The sequence below is a fragment of the Plantibacter sp. ME-Dv--P-095 genome (genome assembly GCF_030209365.1).
Lineage (GTDB): Bacteria > Actinomycetota > Actinomycetes > Actinomycetales > Microbacteriaceae > Plantibacter.
The window spans coordinates 87,298-102,909 of the sequence record NZ_JARVSB010000007.1 but is presented as its reverse complement, the minus strand read 5'-3'; the positions used below and the strand labels follow the sequence as shown (position 1 = coordinate 102,909).

The following is a 15,612-nucleotide window of genomic DNA, read 5'->3' as shown; positions in this document are numbered from 1 at the left end:
CGACTTCGTCCCGAGGCACTCGAACGCCTGGTCAGCAGCTGATTGTGAACGGTCTCATGACCCCATCCGCGGGCCACCAACCTTCAAGCGGTGGTTCAGAGCAGCTTGAGCATCCGGGTGTTACCGAGCGTATTGGGCTTCACCCGCGCGAGGTCGAGGAACTCGGCCACACCCTCGTCGGAGGAGCGCACGAGCTGCGCGTAGACCTCCGGCGGGACGATCTCCTCGCCGATCTCCTGGTACCCGTGCCGCGTGAAGAAGCCGGTCTCGAACGTCAGGCAGAACAGGCGACGCAGGCCGAGCTCGATCGCGTCGTGCTCGAGGCGTTCGACCAGCGCGTGGCCGACACCGGTTCCGAGGTGGTCGGCCGAGACGGCGAGCGTGCGGACCTCGCCGAGGTCCTCCCAGATGACGTGCAGCGCACCGCATCCGATGAGCTCGCCGTCGGCGGTCTCGGCGACGCGGAACTCCTGGACCGCCTCGTAGAAGACGACGTCGTCCTTGCCGAGGAGGATGCGCTGCTGCACGAGCGGTTCGACGAGCTGCTGGATGCGGCGGACGTCACCCGTGCGGGCGCGACGGACGGTGTATCCCTGCGGAGCCTGCTCGACCATCTCGCCTCCCAGCGTCAGAACCTCCGAGCAAGTCTACTGACGCCCGCGCGGTGTTCCCGACCGAGCGAGGGCCTCCGGGTCAGTGCCAGGACGCGGGACCAGCGCTCCCCGCCGGGTAGGTGTCGATCGACACCTCGTCCTTGCGCCACGCCTTGAGGACCGGCGCGACGATCCGCCAGCACTGCTCGGCGACGTCGCCGCGCACCGACAGCGTCGGGTCGCCCTCGAGGATGCTCGACAGCACCTCGCCGTACGCGCTCAGCTGCCCGGCCTGGAGTTCCGCGTGGAGGGCGACGGGGTCCAGCTCGAACGGGTCGTCCTCGCCGTTGATCATCAGGTCGAGGTCGAGCGACGCCGGCTTCAGGCCGATCCGCAGCCGCGCCGGCGTCTTCGTCCCATGGAGGCCGGCGGGCAGGTGCGGCACCGGCTTGAAGGTGAACACGATCTCCTGCCGCGTGCCCGACAACGCCTTCCCCGAGCGCAGCACGAACGGCACGCCGGCCCACCGCCAGTTGTCGATCGCGAGCGTCATCTCGGCGAGCGTCTCCGTGTAGTTCGAGGGGTCGACCCCCTGCTCGTCGATGTAGGCGGGCAGCTTGCGGTCGCCGATCGTGCCGGCGCCGTAACGCGCCCGCCGACTCTCCGTCCCGTCGGTCTTCCACGGTCGTGTCGCGCGAAGCACCTGCGCCATCCCGCCGCGCAGGTCCTCGGCGTGCACGCTCGCCGGGGGCTCCATGGCGGCGAACGCGAGCACGAGCAGCAGGTGGCTCTGGATCATGTCGATCAGCGCTCCGGCCCGGTCGTAGTAGCCGGCACGACCCTCGAGTGCCAACTGCTCGTCGAAGACGATGTCGACGCGTTCGATGTTGTCGGCCGACAGCAGCGGCTCGAAGATGCGGTTCGCGAAGCGCAGGCCGAGGAGGTTGAGGACCGTGGACTTGCCGAGGAAGTGGTCGACACGGAACACCTGCTCCTCGGGCACGAGGTGCTGGAGGAGTCGATTGAGCGAGCGTGCGGAGGCGTAGTCGGTCCCGAACGGCTTCTCCAGGGCGAGCATGATGCCCTTCGGGAGCTCCAGCTTCCGCAGCGCCTTGCAGGCGAGCAGGGTGACGGCCGGCGGCAGCGCGAAATACAGCGCGACGTTCGGGCCGGCGGCCTCGAGGACCCGCTCGAGCGACGCGGGGTCGGAGACGTCGGCCTGCAGGTAGGTGGTCTCGGAGACGATCGCATCGGCCAGCTTCGAGGGGGCGTCGGCGAAGGAGCTCGCGACCCGCTTGCGCCACGCCTCGTCGGTCGACTCCGAGCGGTCAACGCCGATCAAGCGCACCGCCTCGCCGCGCGGCGAGGCGAGGAGCGAGGCGAGCCCCGGGAGGAGGAGTCGCGCCGTGAGGTCTCCCCCGGCGCCGAGGATGACGAGCGTGCGAGGGGCTGCGGCTTCGGAGCTGGCGGCGTTCATGCCGCGATCCTACGGGGTGTGGTCGATCATCTGCGCGACCTTGCGCGCCGCCTGCGATCCCCCGGCCCGGTACGGTGAGGGCATGCGACTCGGAGTCCTCGACGTGGGATCGAACACCGTCCACCTGCTCATCGTGGACGCCCACCCCGGCGCTCGCCCCATCCCCCAGTCGTCGCACAAGTCGGTGCTGCGACTCATGCGCTACCTCCTGCCCGACGGCTCCATCAGCGACGAGGGTGTGGCCGTCATCCTCGAGTCGATCGGCGCTGCCGCGGCGATCGCCCGCGAGAGTGGCCTCGACGAGCTGCTCTCGATGGCGACGTCCGCCATCCGCGAGGCCGCCAACGGACCCGAAGTCCTCGCCCTCGTGGAAGCACGGACCGGCATCGCACTCCAGGTGCTGTCCGGTGACGACGAGGCGAAACTCACCTTCCTCGCCGTCCGCCGCTGGTACGGCTGGTCCGCCGGCGAGATGCTGCTGCTCGACATCGGCGGCGGTTCTCTCGAGATCGCCGCCGGCGGCGACGAGGTCCCCGACGTCGCCATCTCGCTCCCGCTGGGCGCCGGGCGTTCAACCGTCGGGTTCCTCCACGACGACCCGCCGACCGCCGCCCAGCAGGAGGCACTCCGGCTGCACGCCCGCCAGGTGCTCGCCGACGCCCTGCCGGCCTTCGCCGCAGAACCGGACGCGCATCACGTCGTCGGTTCGTCGAAGACCATCCGCTCGCTGGCGCGGCTCGCCGGCTCGGTCGCAGACGGCATCGGCGGAACCGAACGGTCGCTCCTGCGCCGCAGCCAGCTCGACGACTGGATCCCCAGGCTCGCGAGGATCCCGGCCGAGGCGCGCCCCGCACTCCCCGGCATCACCGCCGACCGCACCTTCCAGATCGTCGCCGGCGGGATCGTCCTCTCCGAGGCCATGGCCGCCTTCCGCGTGCGCGAGCTCGACGTCTCCCCCTGGGCCCTCCGCGAGGGCATCATCCTCCGCTACCTCGACCGCCTCGGCTGACCGCCGCCGTTCGTTCGCCCATATTCGGGCGAGTGAACTCCGAGTCGCCCAAAGATGGGCGAACGAACGCGGCCAGGCACGACGAAGGCCCCCACTCCGCGGAGTGGGGGCCTTCGGTGGTGCTGGTGACTACTCGCCCGTGATCGCGAGGTCCGGCGTGGCCGAACCCGTTCCGAGCGAAGCCTGCGAGTTCACGCCGGCACCGACGGACTCGCCGCGAGCCGAGGTCGTGAACGCGAACGCCCCGTCCACGAAGTCGACGTGCACGTGGTCGCCGGCGTTCAGCTGGCCGTGGAGGATCTGCTCGCTGAGCTGGTCCTCGACCTCGCGCTGCATGGCACGGCGCAGCGGACGCGCACCGAGAGTGGGGTCGAACCCGACCTCGATGAGTCGCTCCTTCGCCGGGAGCGTGAGCTCGATCGTCATATCGCGGTCGAGCAGACGCTCCGACAGGCGCTTCGTGAACAGGTCCACGATCTGCAGGAGCTCCGGCTTCGACAGCTGCGGGAACACGATGATGTCGTCGACACGGTTGAGGAACTCGGGCTTGAAGTGCTTCTTCAGTTCCTCGTTCACCTTGCCGCGCATGATGTCGTACCCGGTCGAGGCGTTGCCCTCGATCTGGAAGCCGACGGGCCCACCGGCGATGTCGCGAGCACCGAGGTTGGTGGTCATGATGATGACGGTGTTCTTGAAGTCGACGACACGACCCTGACCATCGGTCAACCGGCCCTCTTCCAGGATCTGGAGGAGCGAGTTGAAGATGTCGGGGTGCGCCTTCTCGATCTCGTCGAAGAGCACGACGCTGAACGGCTTGCGGCGCACCTTCTCGGTGAGCTGGCCACCCTCTTCGAAGCCGACGAACCCGGGAGGAGCACCGAACAGTCGCGAGACCGTGTGCTTCTCGCCGTACTCCGACATGTCGAGCGAGATGAGCGCGCCTTCGTCGTCGAACAGGAACTCGGCGAGCGCCTTGGCCAGCTCGGTCTTACCGACACCCGTGGGGCCGGCGAAGATGAACGAACCGGACGGACGCTTCGGGTCCTTCAGACCGGCACGGGTGCGTCGGATGGTCTTCGAGAGGGCCGAGATGGCCTCCTCCTGACCGATGACGCGCTGGTGCAGTGCCTTCTCCATGAAGACGAGCCGCGAGGACTCCTCCTCCGTGAGCTTGAAGACGGGGATACCGGTCGCCTGGGCGAGCACCTCGGCGATCAGACCCTCGTCGACCTCGGCGGTGGTCTTGACGTCGCCCGAGCGCCACTGCTTCTCGAGGCGCAGACGCTCGCCGAGGAGGTTCTTCTCCTCGTCGCGGAGCGAAGCGGCCTTCTCGAAGTCCTGCTCCTCGATGGCCGTCTCCTTGGCCTCGCGGACGCCGGCGATCTTGTCGTCGAACTCGCGCAGCTCCGGAGGGCTCGAGAGGATCGACAGACGCAGGCGTGCGCCGGCCTCGTCGATCAGGTCGATGGCCTTGTCGGGCAGGAAGCGGTCGGAGATGTAGCGGTCGGCCAGGTTGGCGGCCGAGACGAGTGCACCGTCGGTGATGGACACCTTGTGGTGGGCCTCGTAGCGGTCGCGCAGCCCCTTGAGGATGTTGATCGTGTGGGGCAGCGACGGCTCCATGACCTGGATGGGCTGGAAGCGGCGCTCGAGTGCGGCGTCCTTCTCGAAGTGCTTGCGGTACTCGTCGAGCGTGGTGGCACCGATGGTCTGGAGCTCACCGCGTGCGAGCAGCGGCTTGAGGATGGAGGCTGCGTCGATCGCGCCTTCAGCGGCACCGGCACCCACGAGGGTGTGGATCTCGTCGATGAAGACGATGATGTCGCCGCGGGTGCGGATCTCCTTGGTGACCTTCTTCAGGCGCTCCTCGAAGTCACCGCGGTAGCGGCTTCCGGCGATGAGCGAGCCGAGGTCGAGCGAGTACAGCTGCTTGTCCTTCAGCGTCTCCGGGACGTCGCCCTTGACGATCGCCTGGGCGAGGCCCTCGACGACCGCGGTCTTACCGACACCGGGCTCACCGATCAGGACCGGGTTGTTCTTGGAGCGACGGGAGAGGATCTGCATGACCCGCTCCATCTCCTTGTCGCGACCGATGACCGGGTCGAGCTTGTTGTCGCGCGCGGCCTGGGTGAGGTTGCGACCGAACTGGTCGAGGATCTGGGATCCGCCCTGGGCCTGCTGCTCGCTCTGGTTGCCGCCGACGGGCGCGGCTTCCTTGCCCTGGTAGCCGGAGAGCAGCTGGATGACCTGCTGGCGCACCCGGTTGAGGTCGGCGCCCAGCTTGACGAGGACCTGGGCGGCGACGCCCTCACCCTCGCGGATGAGGCCGAGCAGGATGTGCTCCGTGCCGATGTAGTTGTGGCCGAGCTGCAGCGCTTCGCGCAGGCTCAGCTCCAGCACCTTCTTGGCGCGCGGCGTGAACGGGATGTGTCCCGTCGGCTGCTGCTGGCCGGTGCCGATGATGTCGGTGACCTGCTCGCGCACGGCATCCAGGGAGATCCCGAGGGACTCGAGCGCCTTGGCGGCCACTCCTTCGCCCTCGTGGATGAGGCCGAGCAGGATGTGCTCGGTCCCGATGTAGTTGTGGTTGAGCATCTTGGCCTCTTCCTGGGCCAGGACGACGACACGACGCGCACGGTCGGTGAATCTCTCGAACATGATCACTCTCCTCCGGCACCGGGCAGGGTGGTGATGCCGTTAGTAGGAGCGTAACGACCACCGCAGCTCTCATCGCCCCTGTTCGCCGTGGGCGTGATGCCGGGGGTCCGGGAACGCCGCAGCGCACGTGCACCTGGCACGTGCGCTGCGGGTGTGGACGGATCGCGGGTGGATCAGACGGGGAACCGGACGGTCGCGGCGAGCGCCCCACCGCCGGGGACGTCCTCGGCTCGGACGGCGAGGATCCTGGCGTCGGACAGGAGTGCCCGTCGGAGGATCTCGTCGATCACGCCGTAGTTCGACGCGTCGGCCTCCTCGTCGAGGGTGACGACACCGGTGGCCTCGTCGACCGTGCCGGGCAGGTTCGTGTCGATGTCGACGAACAGGGTGTCGACGGCGTTCGCGGTCGCGGCGCGTGCCACGTCGCCGAGGTCGGTCACCGCGCGTCCGTTCGACGCCCGGGTGCCGAACTCCTCGCAGAGCGCGTGCAGCTCCGCGGCGTACAGCTCGTCGAGGATCGGTCGTGCCGCGGCGGCGAGCTGTTCGTCGGAGCGTTCCTGCTGGTTGCCCTCGATCTCGGGCTTCACCAGCTGCTTGGAGGTGCTCACCGAGCGGAAGATCCCCGTCATCGGTTCGGCGCCGGCGAGGATGAGCGGTTCCTTCGAGTTCGCGAGGATCGGCGCGAGCGCCTTATCGATGATCTGCGCGTACTCCTGCATCCGGATCTTCTGGCCCTCCGAGCCCTGGATGCGTCCGAGCTGCTCGCGGCCGTTCGAGCCGCGACCGCGGATGGAGTCGACGTGAGCCGCCGCCGCGACGTCCTCGGGGATGTCCAGCTCGATGCTCGTCGCCGGCAGGTCGCGGGCGACCGCCACGAGCCGGACCCCGCTCTGCGCCAGGGCCAGCACGTAGGCGGACTGCGGGAAGGTGAGCGCCCGCATGAGCGGCTTGATGTAGAAGCGGTCCGACACCACGGTGCACGAGCGCAGGACGTTGGGCACACGGAAGTACCGGGTCGTCGTCGGGCTGACGAAGATGGCCAGGCTCGAGGACAGGTACCGGAGGAAGTCCGGGTCCTCGAGGAGGCGGTCGATCTCGTCGGTGAACCGCCCGACCGCGGCACGGTCCGCTCCCGCCGCAGCCAACTGCTCCACCGCCTGTTTGACCTGGTTCTTCAGGTCGAGCCGGATGTGGCTCGTGTCCGCGGGGTTGGTGCTCGTCTCGAGGTAGATCGACACGCTCGACGCTTCTCGGGCGTTCGCGAGCTCGACGATGTCGGAGCGGGTCGGAATATCGGTGTGGTGCACTGATGCCTCCTTCGATCGCGTCAGGCGAAGGGTCGACCGGGAGCAGGCGACGCCGTCGTGGGCCTGACTTGCCCCCAGTATAGGGACGCGGTCGCCGCGCGGCCCTGGCGGATTCGCCGGGGATTCGGAGGCGGAGCGGGCGCCGTCGGGCTCGCTCAGCGCACCCGTCGCCGGGCCGTGCCGACCGCTACTGGAGCGCCGAGGTGAGTCGGGCGAGGTTGTCGAGGACGGTCGAGCGCAGCGGCTGCTTCAGCCATTCCGCGAGCGTCAGCTCCTTGCTGATCTCGCGGTACCCGTCCTCCACGGCACGCATCTCACGGACGAACTCCCGCCCACGGACCATGAGCGACACCTCCAGGTTGAGACCGAAGGACCGCATGTCCATGTTGCTCGAGCCGATGACCGCCACGTCGTCGTCGATCGTGAAGTGCTTGGCGTGCAGGATGTACGGCGCCGGGTACTGGAAGATCCGCACCCCAGCCCGCAGAAGCGCCTCGTAGTACGACCGCTGTGCGTGCCACACCACCGCCTGGTCGCCGATCTCGGACACGAACAGATCGACCGGGACCCCGCGCTGCACGGCGGTCGTGACGGCGGCGAGCAACGACTCGTCGGGGACGAAGTACGGACTCGTGATGACGATGCGCCGTTGCGCCGCGTAGATGAGCGCGAGGAAGAGCTTGAGGTTGTTGTCGCCGTCGAAGCCGGGGCCGCTCGGCACCACCTGGAGTTCGAGGTCGCCGGCCGGCCGGGCGTCGAGCAACCCGACCTCCTGCGACAGCACGTCGCCCGTCTCGCTGTACCAGTCGCTCAGGAAGATCGTGTTGATGCCGGCGACCCCCGGGCCCTCCACCCGGGTCATGAGCTCCTGCCACTGGAGCCCGCGTTTGATGTTGCCCGGCTTGTTGTAGCTCCGGTCGATCATGTTCTGCGACCCCATGTACGCGACGGCGCCGTCGACGATCACCATCTTGCGGTGGTTCCGGAGGTCGGGCCGTTGGAACTTCCCCTTGAAGGGCTGGAGCGGCAGCATGAGCGCCCACTGCGCCCCCATCGCCGTGAGGCGCTGCAGGGTGTGCTTGTAGTCGGGGGTCCGCCAGCTCGCGAAGTGGTCGAGCAGCACCCGGACGGTGACGCCGCGATCGATGGCGCGTTTCAGCGCGTCGAAGAACGGCTTCGTCGTCCGGTCGCAGGTGAGGATGTAGAACTCGACGTGCACGAAGTGCTCGGCGCGGTCGACGTCGCCGGCCATCGCGTGGATGGAGGCCTCGTAGTCGCCGATCAGGCTCGCGGCGTTCCCGCCCTGGAGTGGCATCGAGCCGAGGTTGCGATTGAGTGTCACGACCGATCGGAACCACGCCGGCGCGTTCGAGGTCAGGTTCGCCTTGACGAGGTCGCGGGTCGTCTGACGGATGTACACGTTGATGTCGTACTGCTTCCGCCGACGCACCCGCGGCAGCTTCGGATTGCCGATGAGCAGGAAGACGATGACGCCGAGGTACGGGATGAGGAAGATGGCCAGCAACCAGGCCATCCCGGCGGTGGGGCGCCGGTTGCGCGGGACGACGATGACCGCGATGACCCGGATGATGAAGTCCAGGACGAGGGCGGTGATGCCCAGCCAGTTCCAGGAGAACTCGATCGTCATGTCGCCCATCCGCTCAGGTGCCGAGGCTCCAGCCTACTGACCGCCCCGGACTGCGGGCATGCGACACCGCGGCCTCGGACGGACGCTCAGACCTCGCGGGGGGCCGTGGAGTCGACGGGCGGCAGACCGAGCTTGGCCCGCTGTTCGGCCTCGACCTGCGCGTACGCCTTGCGCTCGTTGCGGTCGGAGCGCAGGATGGCACGCATCACGACCCAGAAGATGACGCCGACGACCACGGTGGGCAGCAGCGACCAGAGCGCATTCAGCCAGTAGTCCTCGATCACCCGTCAATCGTACCGCCCTTCGACAGGCGCAGGGACCGGAAGGACGGGTCGCTCAGGAACCACCCGCGAGGGCGCCCCAGAGGCCGCTCACCACGAGGTAGAGGCCGATACCGCTCACCACGATCCAGATCGTGATCCGTGCCGTCGTCGGTCCTTGCTTCTTCGGGTCCTGGTGGTCGCCCGGGTCCATCATGCTCATCGTCGCGCCTGACTGTTCGTGGTCGTGCTGCCGGGTGGGCCGCTACTTGACCAGGGGGAAGAGGATCGTCTCGCGGATGCCGAGACCGGTGAGCGCCATGAGGAGGCGGTCGATGCCCATACCCATGCCGCCCGACGGCGGCATGCCGAACTCGAGGGCCCGCAGGAACTCCTCGTCGAGACGCATCGCCTCGACGTCGCCCTGCGCGGCGAGCTTCGCCTGTTCGATGAACCGCTCGCGCTGCACCACCGGGTCGACGAGCTCGGAGTAGCCGGTCGCCAGTTCGAAGCCGCGGACGTAGAGGTCCCACTTCTCGACCGCGCCCTCGACGGAACGGTGCGCCCGGACAAGGGGGCTCGTGTCGACCGGGAAGTCCATCACGAAGGTCGGGCGCTCGAGCCCGCCCTTCACGAAGTGCTCCCACAGCTCCTCGACGTACTTGCCGTGGATGGGGTGGGGCACTTCGACCCCCTCGCGCTCCGCGAGGGCCTTGAGCTCCTCGATCGGGGTCTGCGGGGTGATCTCCACACCGGCTGCGGCGGAGAGGCTCTCGAACATCGAGATGCGGTCCCAGTCGCCGCCGAGGTCGAACTCGGTGCCGTCGGCCCAGGTGACGACGTGGCTGCCGCTCGTGGCCAGTGCGGCGTTCTGGATGAGGGTCTGGGTGAGGTCGGCCATGGTGCCGTAGTCGCCGTAGGCCTCATACGCCTCGAGCATCGCGAACTCCGGGCTGTGCGTGGAGTCGGCACCCTCGTTGCGGAAGTTGCGGTTGATCTCGTAGACGTGGTCGATCCCGCCGACGACGGCGCGCTTCAGGTAGAGCTCCGGCGCGATGCGCAGGTAGAGCTCGGTGTCGAACGCGTTCGAGTGCGTGACGAACGGCCGTGCCGACGCGCCGCCGTGCATGACCTGCAGCATGGGCGTCTCGACCTCGACGAAGTCGCGCTCCGTGAACGTCTGGCGGAGGCTGGCGACGGTCTTCGCCCGGTCGAGCACGTTCTTGCGCGCCTGGTCGCGGGCGATGAGGTCGAGGTACCGGCTGCGGACCCGGGTCTCCTCGTTCAGCTCGTTGTGGAGGTTCGGCAGCGGGAGGATCGCCTTCGCGGCGATGGTCCACTCGGCCACCATGATCGACAGCTCCCCACGGCGGCTGGAGATGACCTCACCGGAGACGAAGACGTGGTCGCCGAGGTCGACGAGCTCCTTCCACGCGGCGAGCTGCTCGTCGCCGACGCTGGCGAGACTCACCATGGCCTGGATGCGGCTGCCGTCGCCCGACTGCAGGCTCGCGAAGCAGAGCTTGCCGGTGTTGCGCAGGTGCACGACCCGCCCGGCGACGCCCACGGTCACACCGGTCGCCTCGTCGGGCTGCAGCTCGCCGTAGCGGGCGCGCACGGCCGGGATGGTGTCCGTGATGGGCAGGGTGACCGGGTAGGCGCCACCGGCACCGGAGGTCGCCTCGTCGATGAGGCGCTGGCGCTTCGCGAGGCGGACGGCCTTCTGCTCGGAGAGCTCTGCCTGCTCTGCTGCGTCGTCGATCTGCTCTGGCGTCGTGTCAGTCATGCGGTGCGATTCTCCTCGTGCGGTCACTGGAGTTTACCGGGGACCACGCTCGGGCTGCGCGCACGGACGGTTTCCTATGAACCGGCTATCGACGGCCTGACAAGGGTCTCGAAGAACCGTTCCGAGCACCCAGTCGTGGCCTCGGCCCGTGCTTGGCTCGGAGGCCAGGAGTCCCGATCGGGGGCACCGACGCCGGAAACGAACTCGAAAGGCTCGTCATGACGACGCTCTCCGACCACCAGCACACCGACGATCAGCACACTGCCCGCCGCGACGCCACCGTCGTCCCACCGGTTCCGGCCTCGGCCGCCAACGACCGGCGCTCCGTCGGCCTCGACGCCGGGCTCGTCCTCCTCCGCGTGGTCCTCGGTGTGGTCTTCATCGCGCACGGGCTGCAGAAGTTCCTCGTCGACACGATCCCGGGCGTCGCCGCCGGCTTCGGCGGGATGGGCATCCCGCTCCCCGACGTGACCGCGGTCGTCGTCGCCGGACTCGAGGTCGTCGGTGGACTCCTGCTCATCGTCGGGCTCGGCACCCGCGTCATCGGGGCGCTGCTCGCCGTGACGATGGCGGTGGCCCTGGTCCTCGTGCACCTGCCGGCCGGCTTCTCCGCCGCCGAAGGTGGCTTCGAGTACGTCATGGTGCTCGGCGTCGCCGCCCTCGCCCTCGCCCTCACGGGCCCGGGTCGGTTCGCGATCGACGCGCTCATCCGCCGTCGCCACTGACCCCGGTACCACGACGTCGCCCACTCCGTCTGGCGCGACCACGGCCGCTCGCTCGCCCGTTCGGACGAGTGGGCGGCCGTTCGGCTAGAGCAGCTCGTCGACGTCGGGCGTCGTGGCGCCGCGCAAGGCCTCGTCCACCGAGGACCGGACGAGCGAGGACAGGAACCCGCCGGCGTTCTCGATCCCGATCTCCTGGAGGAGTCCGGTCGCCTGCTGCACGACGGCCCGCGAGAAGCTGGCAGCCGTCTCGACCGCCTCGGCGTACGCCTCCCGATCGGCCTCGGCGATGATCACCGGTTCCGCGCCCATCTCCACGACCAGTGCCTGGCCGATCGGCTGGACGGGTGCCGGAGCGGTGACGGCGAAGGACGTCTCGTGCAAGCGGGCGAGGTCGAGGCTGGTCCCCGTGAACACCATCGCCGGGTGCAACGCCAACGGGATGGCGCCCGCGCGAGCGGCCGGAGCGAGGACCGCGGTGCCGAAGCGAGCCGAGGTGTGCGCCACGAGCTGGCCCGGCTGCCACGCACCCACCGCCGCGAGCCCCTCGACCAGCGACGCGAGTTGCTCGTCAGGCACGGCGATCACGACGAGTTCGCTCCGCTCGACGACCTCGGTCGGATCGAGCACGGGGACGTCCGGCAACAGGGCGTTCGCGCGGTCGAGACTCTCCTCGGACACCGCGGTGATGCCGACGATCGCGTGTCCGGCACCGCCGAGGGCCGCCCCGATGACCGGGCCGACCCGACCGCTTCCGATGATCCCGACGCCGAGGCGGGCATTCCGACGGTCGGCGCTCACCGCATCGTCCGATCGTCGTCGGCCGGCACCGGCGTTGCCGGGGATTCGAGTGGTCCCTCGGCCTCAGCCACGGCCTCCGTGCCCGGCTGCGCCGTCGGTTCTGCGAGGTACGGGGCCGTCACCGGCTCGTCACCGGGCTGGTGTTCGGGGTCGAAGCTCGCCCAGCGGTGACTCCGGTCGGTCGCCTGCGCGACCACGATCGCCTCGGAGGCCGCCTCGAACATGCGAACCGCCTCGTCCCGCGCCATGGCCGGGAGCTTCGCGATGACCGGACCGGGCACCGTGTGCGCGGTCGCGGAGGCCAGGTCGAGTGCCCGCAGGAGCGGCCCCTGGTTGATCCGGATGCTCTGCAGCCGGGCGAGCGGCAGGATGTGCAGCTTCCGCCAGACCACCCCCTGGCGGAAGAGCAGCATCCCGTCGCGCAGCGCATAGCCCGTGCGCCGCCACGAGAACCAGTTGATCCACATCGAGCGACGGGGCGACCCGACGAACCCGACCCCGTCACGCGTCGAGAGGGCGGACTGCAGTGGAGCCCAGGCGCTGCCGTCGATGCGACCCGCGAGCATGAGTTCCACGACCTGGGCGGCGTCGACGAGCGATCCGACCGGCAACACCGTGTTGTTGCTCGCCCCGCGGGTAGCCTGCTCGAGGGAGAGACCGGCCTTGTTGATCCGGACCTTCCACCAGCCGAAGGGACGCCAGATGATCGGCTGCGACACCTCGATGGCGTGGATGCGACCCGGAGGGATGGTGTCGTTGGTCGTCGAGAACAGACCGAACCCGACGCGCACGCCCGAGGGGGTCGCGGCGATGCTGTAGCGGAGCGACTTCGTCACGCTCGACCAGATGAAGGCACCGAGGCTCAGCACCATCGGCACGAGCCAGAACCAGGCCCATTCGAGACCGTTCACGAGCAGGACGACCCCGACCACGACCGAGATCAGGACGATGACGGTGAACGGACTCAGCACGGTCGAGCCGACGAGACGTCCGAGGGTCAGCCGCACGACCGAATCCGGCACCGCCTCCTGAGGGTCCAGTTCCGGTGAGATGAAGTCGTCCACCCGCTCGGTGACGAACCGTGAGACGCCGCCGCCGTCCGGCGTCGCGGCGTCCGGCAGATTCGGGTCGACCGGAGCGGCGGCGGGCCGCTGCTGGCGCTCGGCGAGCTTCACGCCGCTCGCGAGGGTGAGCACGTCGCGGCGCAGGCCGTCGGCGTCCGCCGTGTAGAGGTACTCGAGCTTGACGTTCGCGTCCTGCCCGGCGACGCTCACGTTGATGCGGGAGGCACCGATGAGTCGGGCCAGCAGCGGCTTCTCGATGGAGACGCCCTGGATGCGGTCCAGCTTGGCCTTGCGGTTCGTGCGGAAGAGGATGCCGCTGCGGACCTCGACGGCCTCGTCGGTGACGCGGAAGGTGTGCATGCGCCACGAGAGCCAGAACACGGCGATGACCACGATGAGCCCGCCGGCGATCGCGAGGAGCACCCAGCCGACGAACCCGTGGTTCAGGATGTAGTCGATCGGGTCGGTCGGTTGCTCCATGCCCGGCGCCGGGATGAAGAACTCGATGAGCCGCTCGCGCAGGTTGGCGATGACGATGCCGAGGATGGCGACGAACGCGATGCCGCCGCGGAGCAGGGGCGTCGCCGGGTGCAGGCGGTGCCACTGACCGTCGACCAGGCTCTGCCCGGCGACGCGCGGAACGATCGCCTCGGCCGTCGGTTTGACGCGTGGCCCGGCAGCGGGCGCCTCGAACCGGGGCGGCGGTCCCTGCGGCTGCTGCTCGCTCACAGGCCGGTCCGTCGGCTCTCCGCCACGGCGACCAGGTGGTCGCGCAGTCCCTCCGCCTCGGCCTCGGGCAGCCCGTTGATCACCACGCCGGTGGAGGCGGATGCGGTCACGAACTTGAGGTCGGCCAGGCCGAACGCGCGCGAGAGGGGCCCGCGGTTGATGTCGACGAGCTGCATGCGACCGTACGGGACGGCGACGAAGCGTTGCCACATGATCCCCCGGCGGAACAGGAGGTCGTCAGCGCGGAGCTGGTAGCCGATGGCCCGGATCCGACGCGGGATGAAGGCCGCGGTGATCAGCGAGATGACCGCGAAGGCGGCGAACGGCCACCAGATCCACGTCCAGTCCCAGACGAGCGCGACGAATACGACCGCCGCGGTGACGATGAGGAGGCCGGCGCCCTCGGAGATGAACTCGATGGCGATGAGTTTGCGGCTCACCCGACGCCATTCGACGTCGGGGAGGTCCAGCCGGTGCCCGCCGGGAGCGGACGACTCGGCGTGTGCGGCCTCCGTGGCCGACGTCTCGTCGAGCGGTGTGTCGATCAAGGGCCGCTCGATGAGCGGTTCAGGTGTGGGACGGGGCTCCCCCGGGTGCGGCGTCGTCATCATCATCCTTCGGAACGGTGCAGAACCACTCGGCCACCAGAGCGGCGGCGACGAGCGCGACGGATCCCACGATGGACGCGATCACCAGCCACAACGAGCCTAGCGCGGGCAGGATCGGGCGGGTCAGGAGGAAGAGCATGATCCCGACGGTTGCACCGGCGACCAGGGCGCCCGCGTGGCTCGACGCCTTCGCGAGGGCGGCCACGCGCATGGCCCGGAACGGGTCGATCCGTCGGGTCGCGTGCCCGGTCGTGCTGCGCCGGATCGGCCAGGACAGGACGATGAGGATGATGGCGACCGCGACGAGGGAGACCGTGAGGGTGACGGGCGGGATGATCGAGGCACGCCCGGCGGACACCGACGCCACCTCGACGAGGAACCCGACGACCACGCCGACCCCGGCGAGGACGATGAGCGGCGTCGCGGTGGTCCGCCTCACGGCTGCGCTCCGTCGTCGGGGACCACGGATCCGTCCTTGGCGGCGGCGAGGGTGTCGAGGCGACCTACACCGGGCAACGTCGCGTCGGGGTCGAGCAACAGCCACGGCACGACGACGAAGCCGCGCTCGGCGGCACGCGGGTGCGGGACCGTCAGGCGGTCGTCGTCGATCGTCTCGTCGTCGTAGGCGAGCAGGTCGAGGTCGAGCGTCCGGTCGCCCCAGCGCTCCTCGCGGACCCGGCCGTGGGCCAGTTCGATCCGCTGGAGTTCGTCGAGGAGTTCGAGCGGCCGGAGCCGGGTCCGGACGATGGCGACCCCGTTGAGGTAGGCGGGTGCCGACTCGTCCACGCCCGCCGGCTTGACGGCGGCACTCGAGACGAGCGGCGAGGGTCGGACCTCGAGCACGCCGTCGACGGCGGCGAGGTCCTCACACGCCTGAGCGATCGTCGCGCGGCGATCCCCGAGGTTCGCCCCGAGCGCGATGACAGCCTGCACCGCGCGTGGCTTCGGTG

General features: G+C 69.3%; 15 protein-coding genes. 2 read left to right on the top strand and 13 right to left on the bottom strand.

Going from position 1 to position 15,612, the window contains the following annotated elements; translation table 11 throughout:
* Positions 1 to 95: 95 nt before the first annotated feature.
* Positions 96 to 614 (bottom strand): amino-acid N-acetyltransferase, encoded by a 519-nt coding sequence (locus QRN26_RS10455; protein ID WP_056914186.1) that lies wholly within the window; start codon positions 612 to 614, stop codon positions 96 to 98.
* A gap of 79 nt (positions 615 to 693) precedes the next feature.
* Positions 694 to 2,070, bottom strand: coding sequence for a glucose-6-phosphate dehydrogenase (locus QRN26_RS10450; protein WP_285036569.1), 1,377 nt, complete (start codon positions 2,068 to 2,070; stop codon positions 694 to 696).
* An 82-nt stretch (positions 2,071 to 2,152) separates the two neighbouring features.
* Between QRN26_RS10450 and QRN26_RS10445 the strand changes: the two genes are divergently transcribed.
* A complete protein-coding gene (locus QRN26_RS10445; protein WP_285036567.1) occupies positions 2,153 to 3,079 on the top strand; it encodes a Ppx/GppA phosphatase family protein in 927 nt (308 codons plus the stop codon).
* Between the two features lie 129 nt (positions 3,080 to 3,208).
* Here the strand turns inward: QRN26_RS10445 and QRN26_RS10440 are convergent, their stop codons facing one another.
* The 6 genes from QRN26_RS10440 to lysS form a co-directional block, all read right to left on the bottom strand.
* On the bottom strand, positions 3,209 to 5,737 hold the full coding sequence (locus QRN26_RS10440) for an ATP-dependent Clp protease ATP-binding subunit (protein WP_056011489.1): 2,529 nt from the start codon (positions 5,735 to 5,737) through the stop codon (positions 3,209 to 3,211).
* Between the two features lie 173 nt (positions 5,738 to 5,910).
* Positions 5,911 to 7,044 (bottom strand): baeRF11 domain-containing protein, encoded by a 1,134-nt coding sequence (locus tag QRN26_RS10435; protein ID WP_285036565.1) that lies wholly within the window; start codon positions 7,042 to 7,044, stop codon positions 5,911 to 5,913.
* 187 nt (positions 7,045 to 7,231) lie between these two features.
* On the bottom strand, positions 7,232 to 8,692 hold the full coding sequence (gene cls, locus QRN26_RS10430) for a cardiolipin synthase (RefSeq protein ID WP_285036562.1): 1,461 nt from the start codon (positions 8,690 to 8,692) through the stop codon (positions 7,232 to 7,234).
* Positions 8,693 to 8,778: 86 nt separating this feature from the next.
* Positions 8,779 to 8,976 (bottom strand): hypothetical protein, encoded by a 198-nt coding sequence (locus tag QRN26_RS10425; RefSeq protein WP_327078811.1) that lies wholly within the window; start codon positions 8,974 to 8,976, stop codon positions 8,779 to 8,781.
* 52 nt (positions 8,977 to 9,028) lie between these two features.
* Complete coding sequence (locus tag QRN26_RS10420) at positions 9,029 to 9,175, bottom strand: hypothetical protein (RefSeq protein WP_157579829.1); 147 nt, start codon at positions 9,173 to 9,175, stop codon at positions 9,029 to 9,031.
* A 42-nt stretch (positions 9,176 to 9,217) separates the two neighbouring features.
* The gene (lysS, locus tag QRN26_RS10415; protein WP_285036559.1) at positions 9,218 to 10,738 is read right to left on the bottom strand and encodes a lysine--tRNA ligase; all 1,521 of its coding nucleotides are present in this window, start codon (positions 10,736 to 10,738) and stop codon (positions 9,218 to 9,220) included.
* A 218-nt stretch (positions 10,739 to 10,956) separates the two neighbouring features.
* Here lysS and QRN26_RS10410 point away from each other — a divergent pair, with 218 nt between their 5' ends.
* Positions 10,957 to 11,463: a DoxX family protein gene (locus QRN26_RS10410; protein ID WP_285036556.1), complete on the top strand. Its 507-nt coding sequence runs from the start codon at positions 10,957 to 10,959 to the stop codon at positions 11,461 to 11,463.
* A gap of 84 nt (positions 11,464 to 11,547) precedes the next feature.
* Here the strand turns inward: QRN26_RS10410 and QRN26_RS10405 are convergent, their stop codons facing one another.
* The 5 genes from QRN26_RS10405 to folK are packed head-to-tail and all read right to left on the bottom strand — an operon-like array spanning position 11,548 to position 15,595.
* A complete protein-coding gene (locus QRN26_RS10405) occupies positions 11,548 to 12,261 on the bottom strand; it encodes a Rossmann-like and DUF2520 domain-containing protein (protein ID WP_056008421.1) in 714 nt (237 codons plus the stop codon).
* The gene (locus tag QRN26_RS10400; RefSeq protein ID WP_285036551.1) at positions 12,258 to 14,054 is read right to left on the bottom strand and encodes a PH domain-containing protein; all 1,797 of its coding nucleotides are present in this window, start codon (positions 14,052 to 14,054) and stop codon (positions 12,258 to 12,260) included. Before QRN26_RS10400 ends, QRN26_RS10405 begins: the two co-directional genes overlap by 4 nt.
* Positions 14,051 to 14,662: a PH domain-containing protein gene (locus QRN26_RS10395; protein ID WP_285036548.1), complete on the bottom strand. Its 612-nt coding sequence runs from the start codon at positions 14,660 to 14,662 to the stop codon at positions 14,051 to 14,053. Before QRN26_RS10395 ends, QRN26_RS10400 begins: the two co-directional genes overlap by 4 nt.
* Positions 14,622 to 15,101 carry a DUF3180 domain-containing protein gene (locus QRN26_RS10390; protein WP_285036545.1) on the bottom strand — a complete coding sequence of 160 codons (480 nt, stop codon included), beginning with the start codon at positions 15,099 to 15,101 and terminating at the stop codon, positions 14,622 to 14,624. The genes QRN26_RS10395 and QRN26_RS10390 overlap by 41 nt, the downstream gene beginning before the upstream one ends.
* Complete coding sequence (gene folK / locus QRN26_RS10385) at positions 15,098 to 15,595, bottom strand: 2-amino-4-hydroxy-6-hydroxymethyldihydropteridine diphosphokinase (RefSeq protein WP_235522570.1); 498 nt, start codon at positions 15,593 to 15,595, stop codon at positions 15,098 to 15,100. Before folK ends, QRN26_RS10390 begins: the two co-directional genes overlap by 4 nt.
* Between the last annotated feature and the right edge of the window lie 17 nt (positions 15,596 to 15,612).

Bases quoted from the DNA above. Each gene is read 5' to 3' on its own strand.
- QRN26_RS10455 (WP_056914186.1), bottom strand. From the start codon at position 614: ATGGTCGAGCAGGCTCCGCAGGGATACACCGTCCGTCGCGCCCGCACG.
- QRN26_RS10450 (WP_285036569.1), bottom strand. From the start codon at position 2,070: ATGAACGCCGCCAGCTCCGAAGCCGCAGCCCCTCGCACGCTCGTCATC.
- QRN26_RS10445 (WP_285036567.1), top strand. From the start codon at position 2,153: ATGCGACTCGGAGTCCTCGACGTGGGATCGAACACCGTCCACCTGCTC.
- QRN26_RS10440 (WP_056011489.1), bottom strand. From the start codon at position 5,737: ATGTTCGAGAGATTCACCGACCGTGCGCGTCGTGTCGTCGTCCTGGCC.
- cls (WP_285036562.1), bottom strand. From the start codon at position 8,692: ATGACGATCGAGTTCTCCTGGAACTGGCTGGGCATCACCGCCCTCGTC.
- QRN26_RS10420 (WP_157579829.1), bottom strand. From the start codon at position 9,175: ATGAGCATGATGGACCCGGGCGACCACCAGGACCCGAAGAAGCAAGGA.
- lysS (WP_285036559.1), bottom strand. From the start codon at position 10,738: ATGACTGACACGACGCCAGAGCAGATCGACGACGCAGCAGAGCAGGCA.
- QRN26_RS10410 (WP_285036556.1), top strand. From the start codon at position 10,957: ATGACGACGCTCTCCGACCACCAGCACACCGACGATCAGCACACTGCC.
- QRN26_RS10395 (WP_285036548.1), bottom strand. From the start codon at position 14,662: ATGACGACGCCGCACCCGGGGGAGCCCCGTCCCACACCTGAACCGCTC.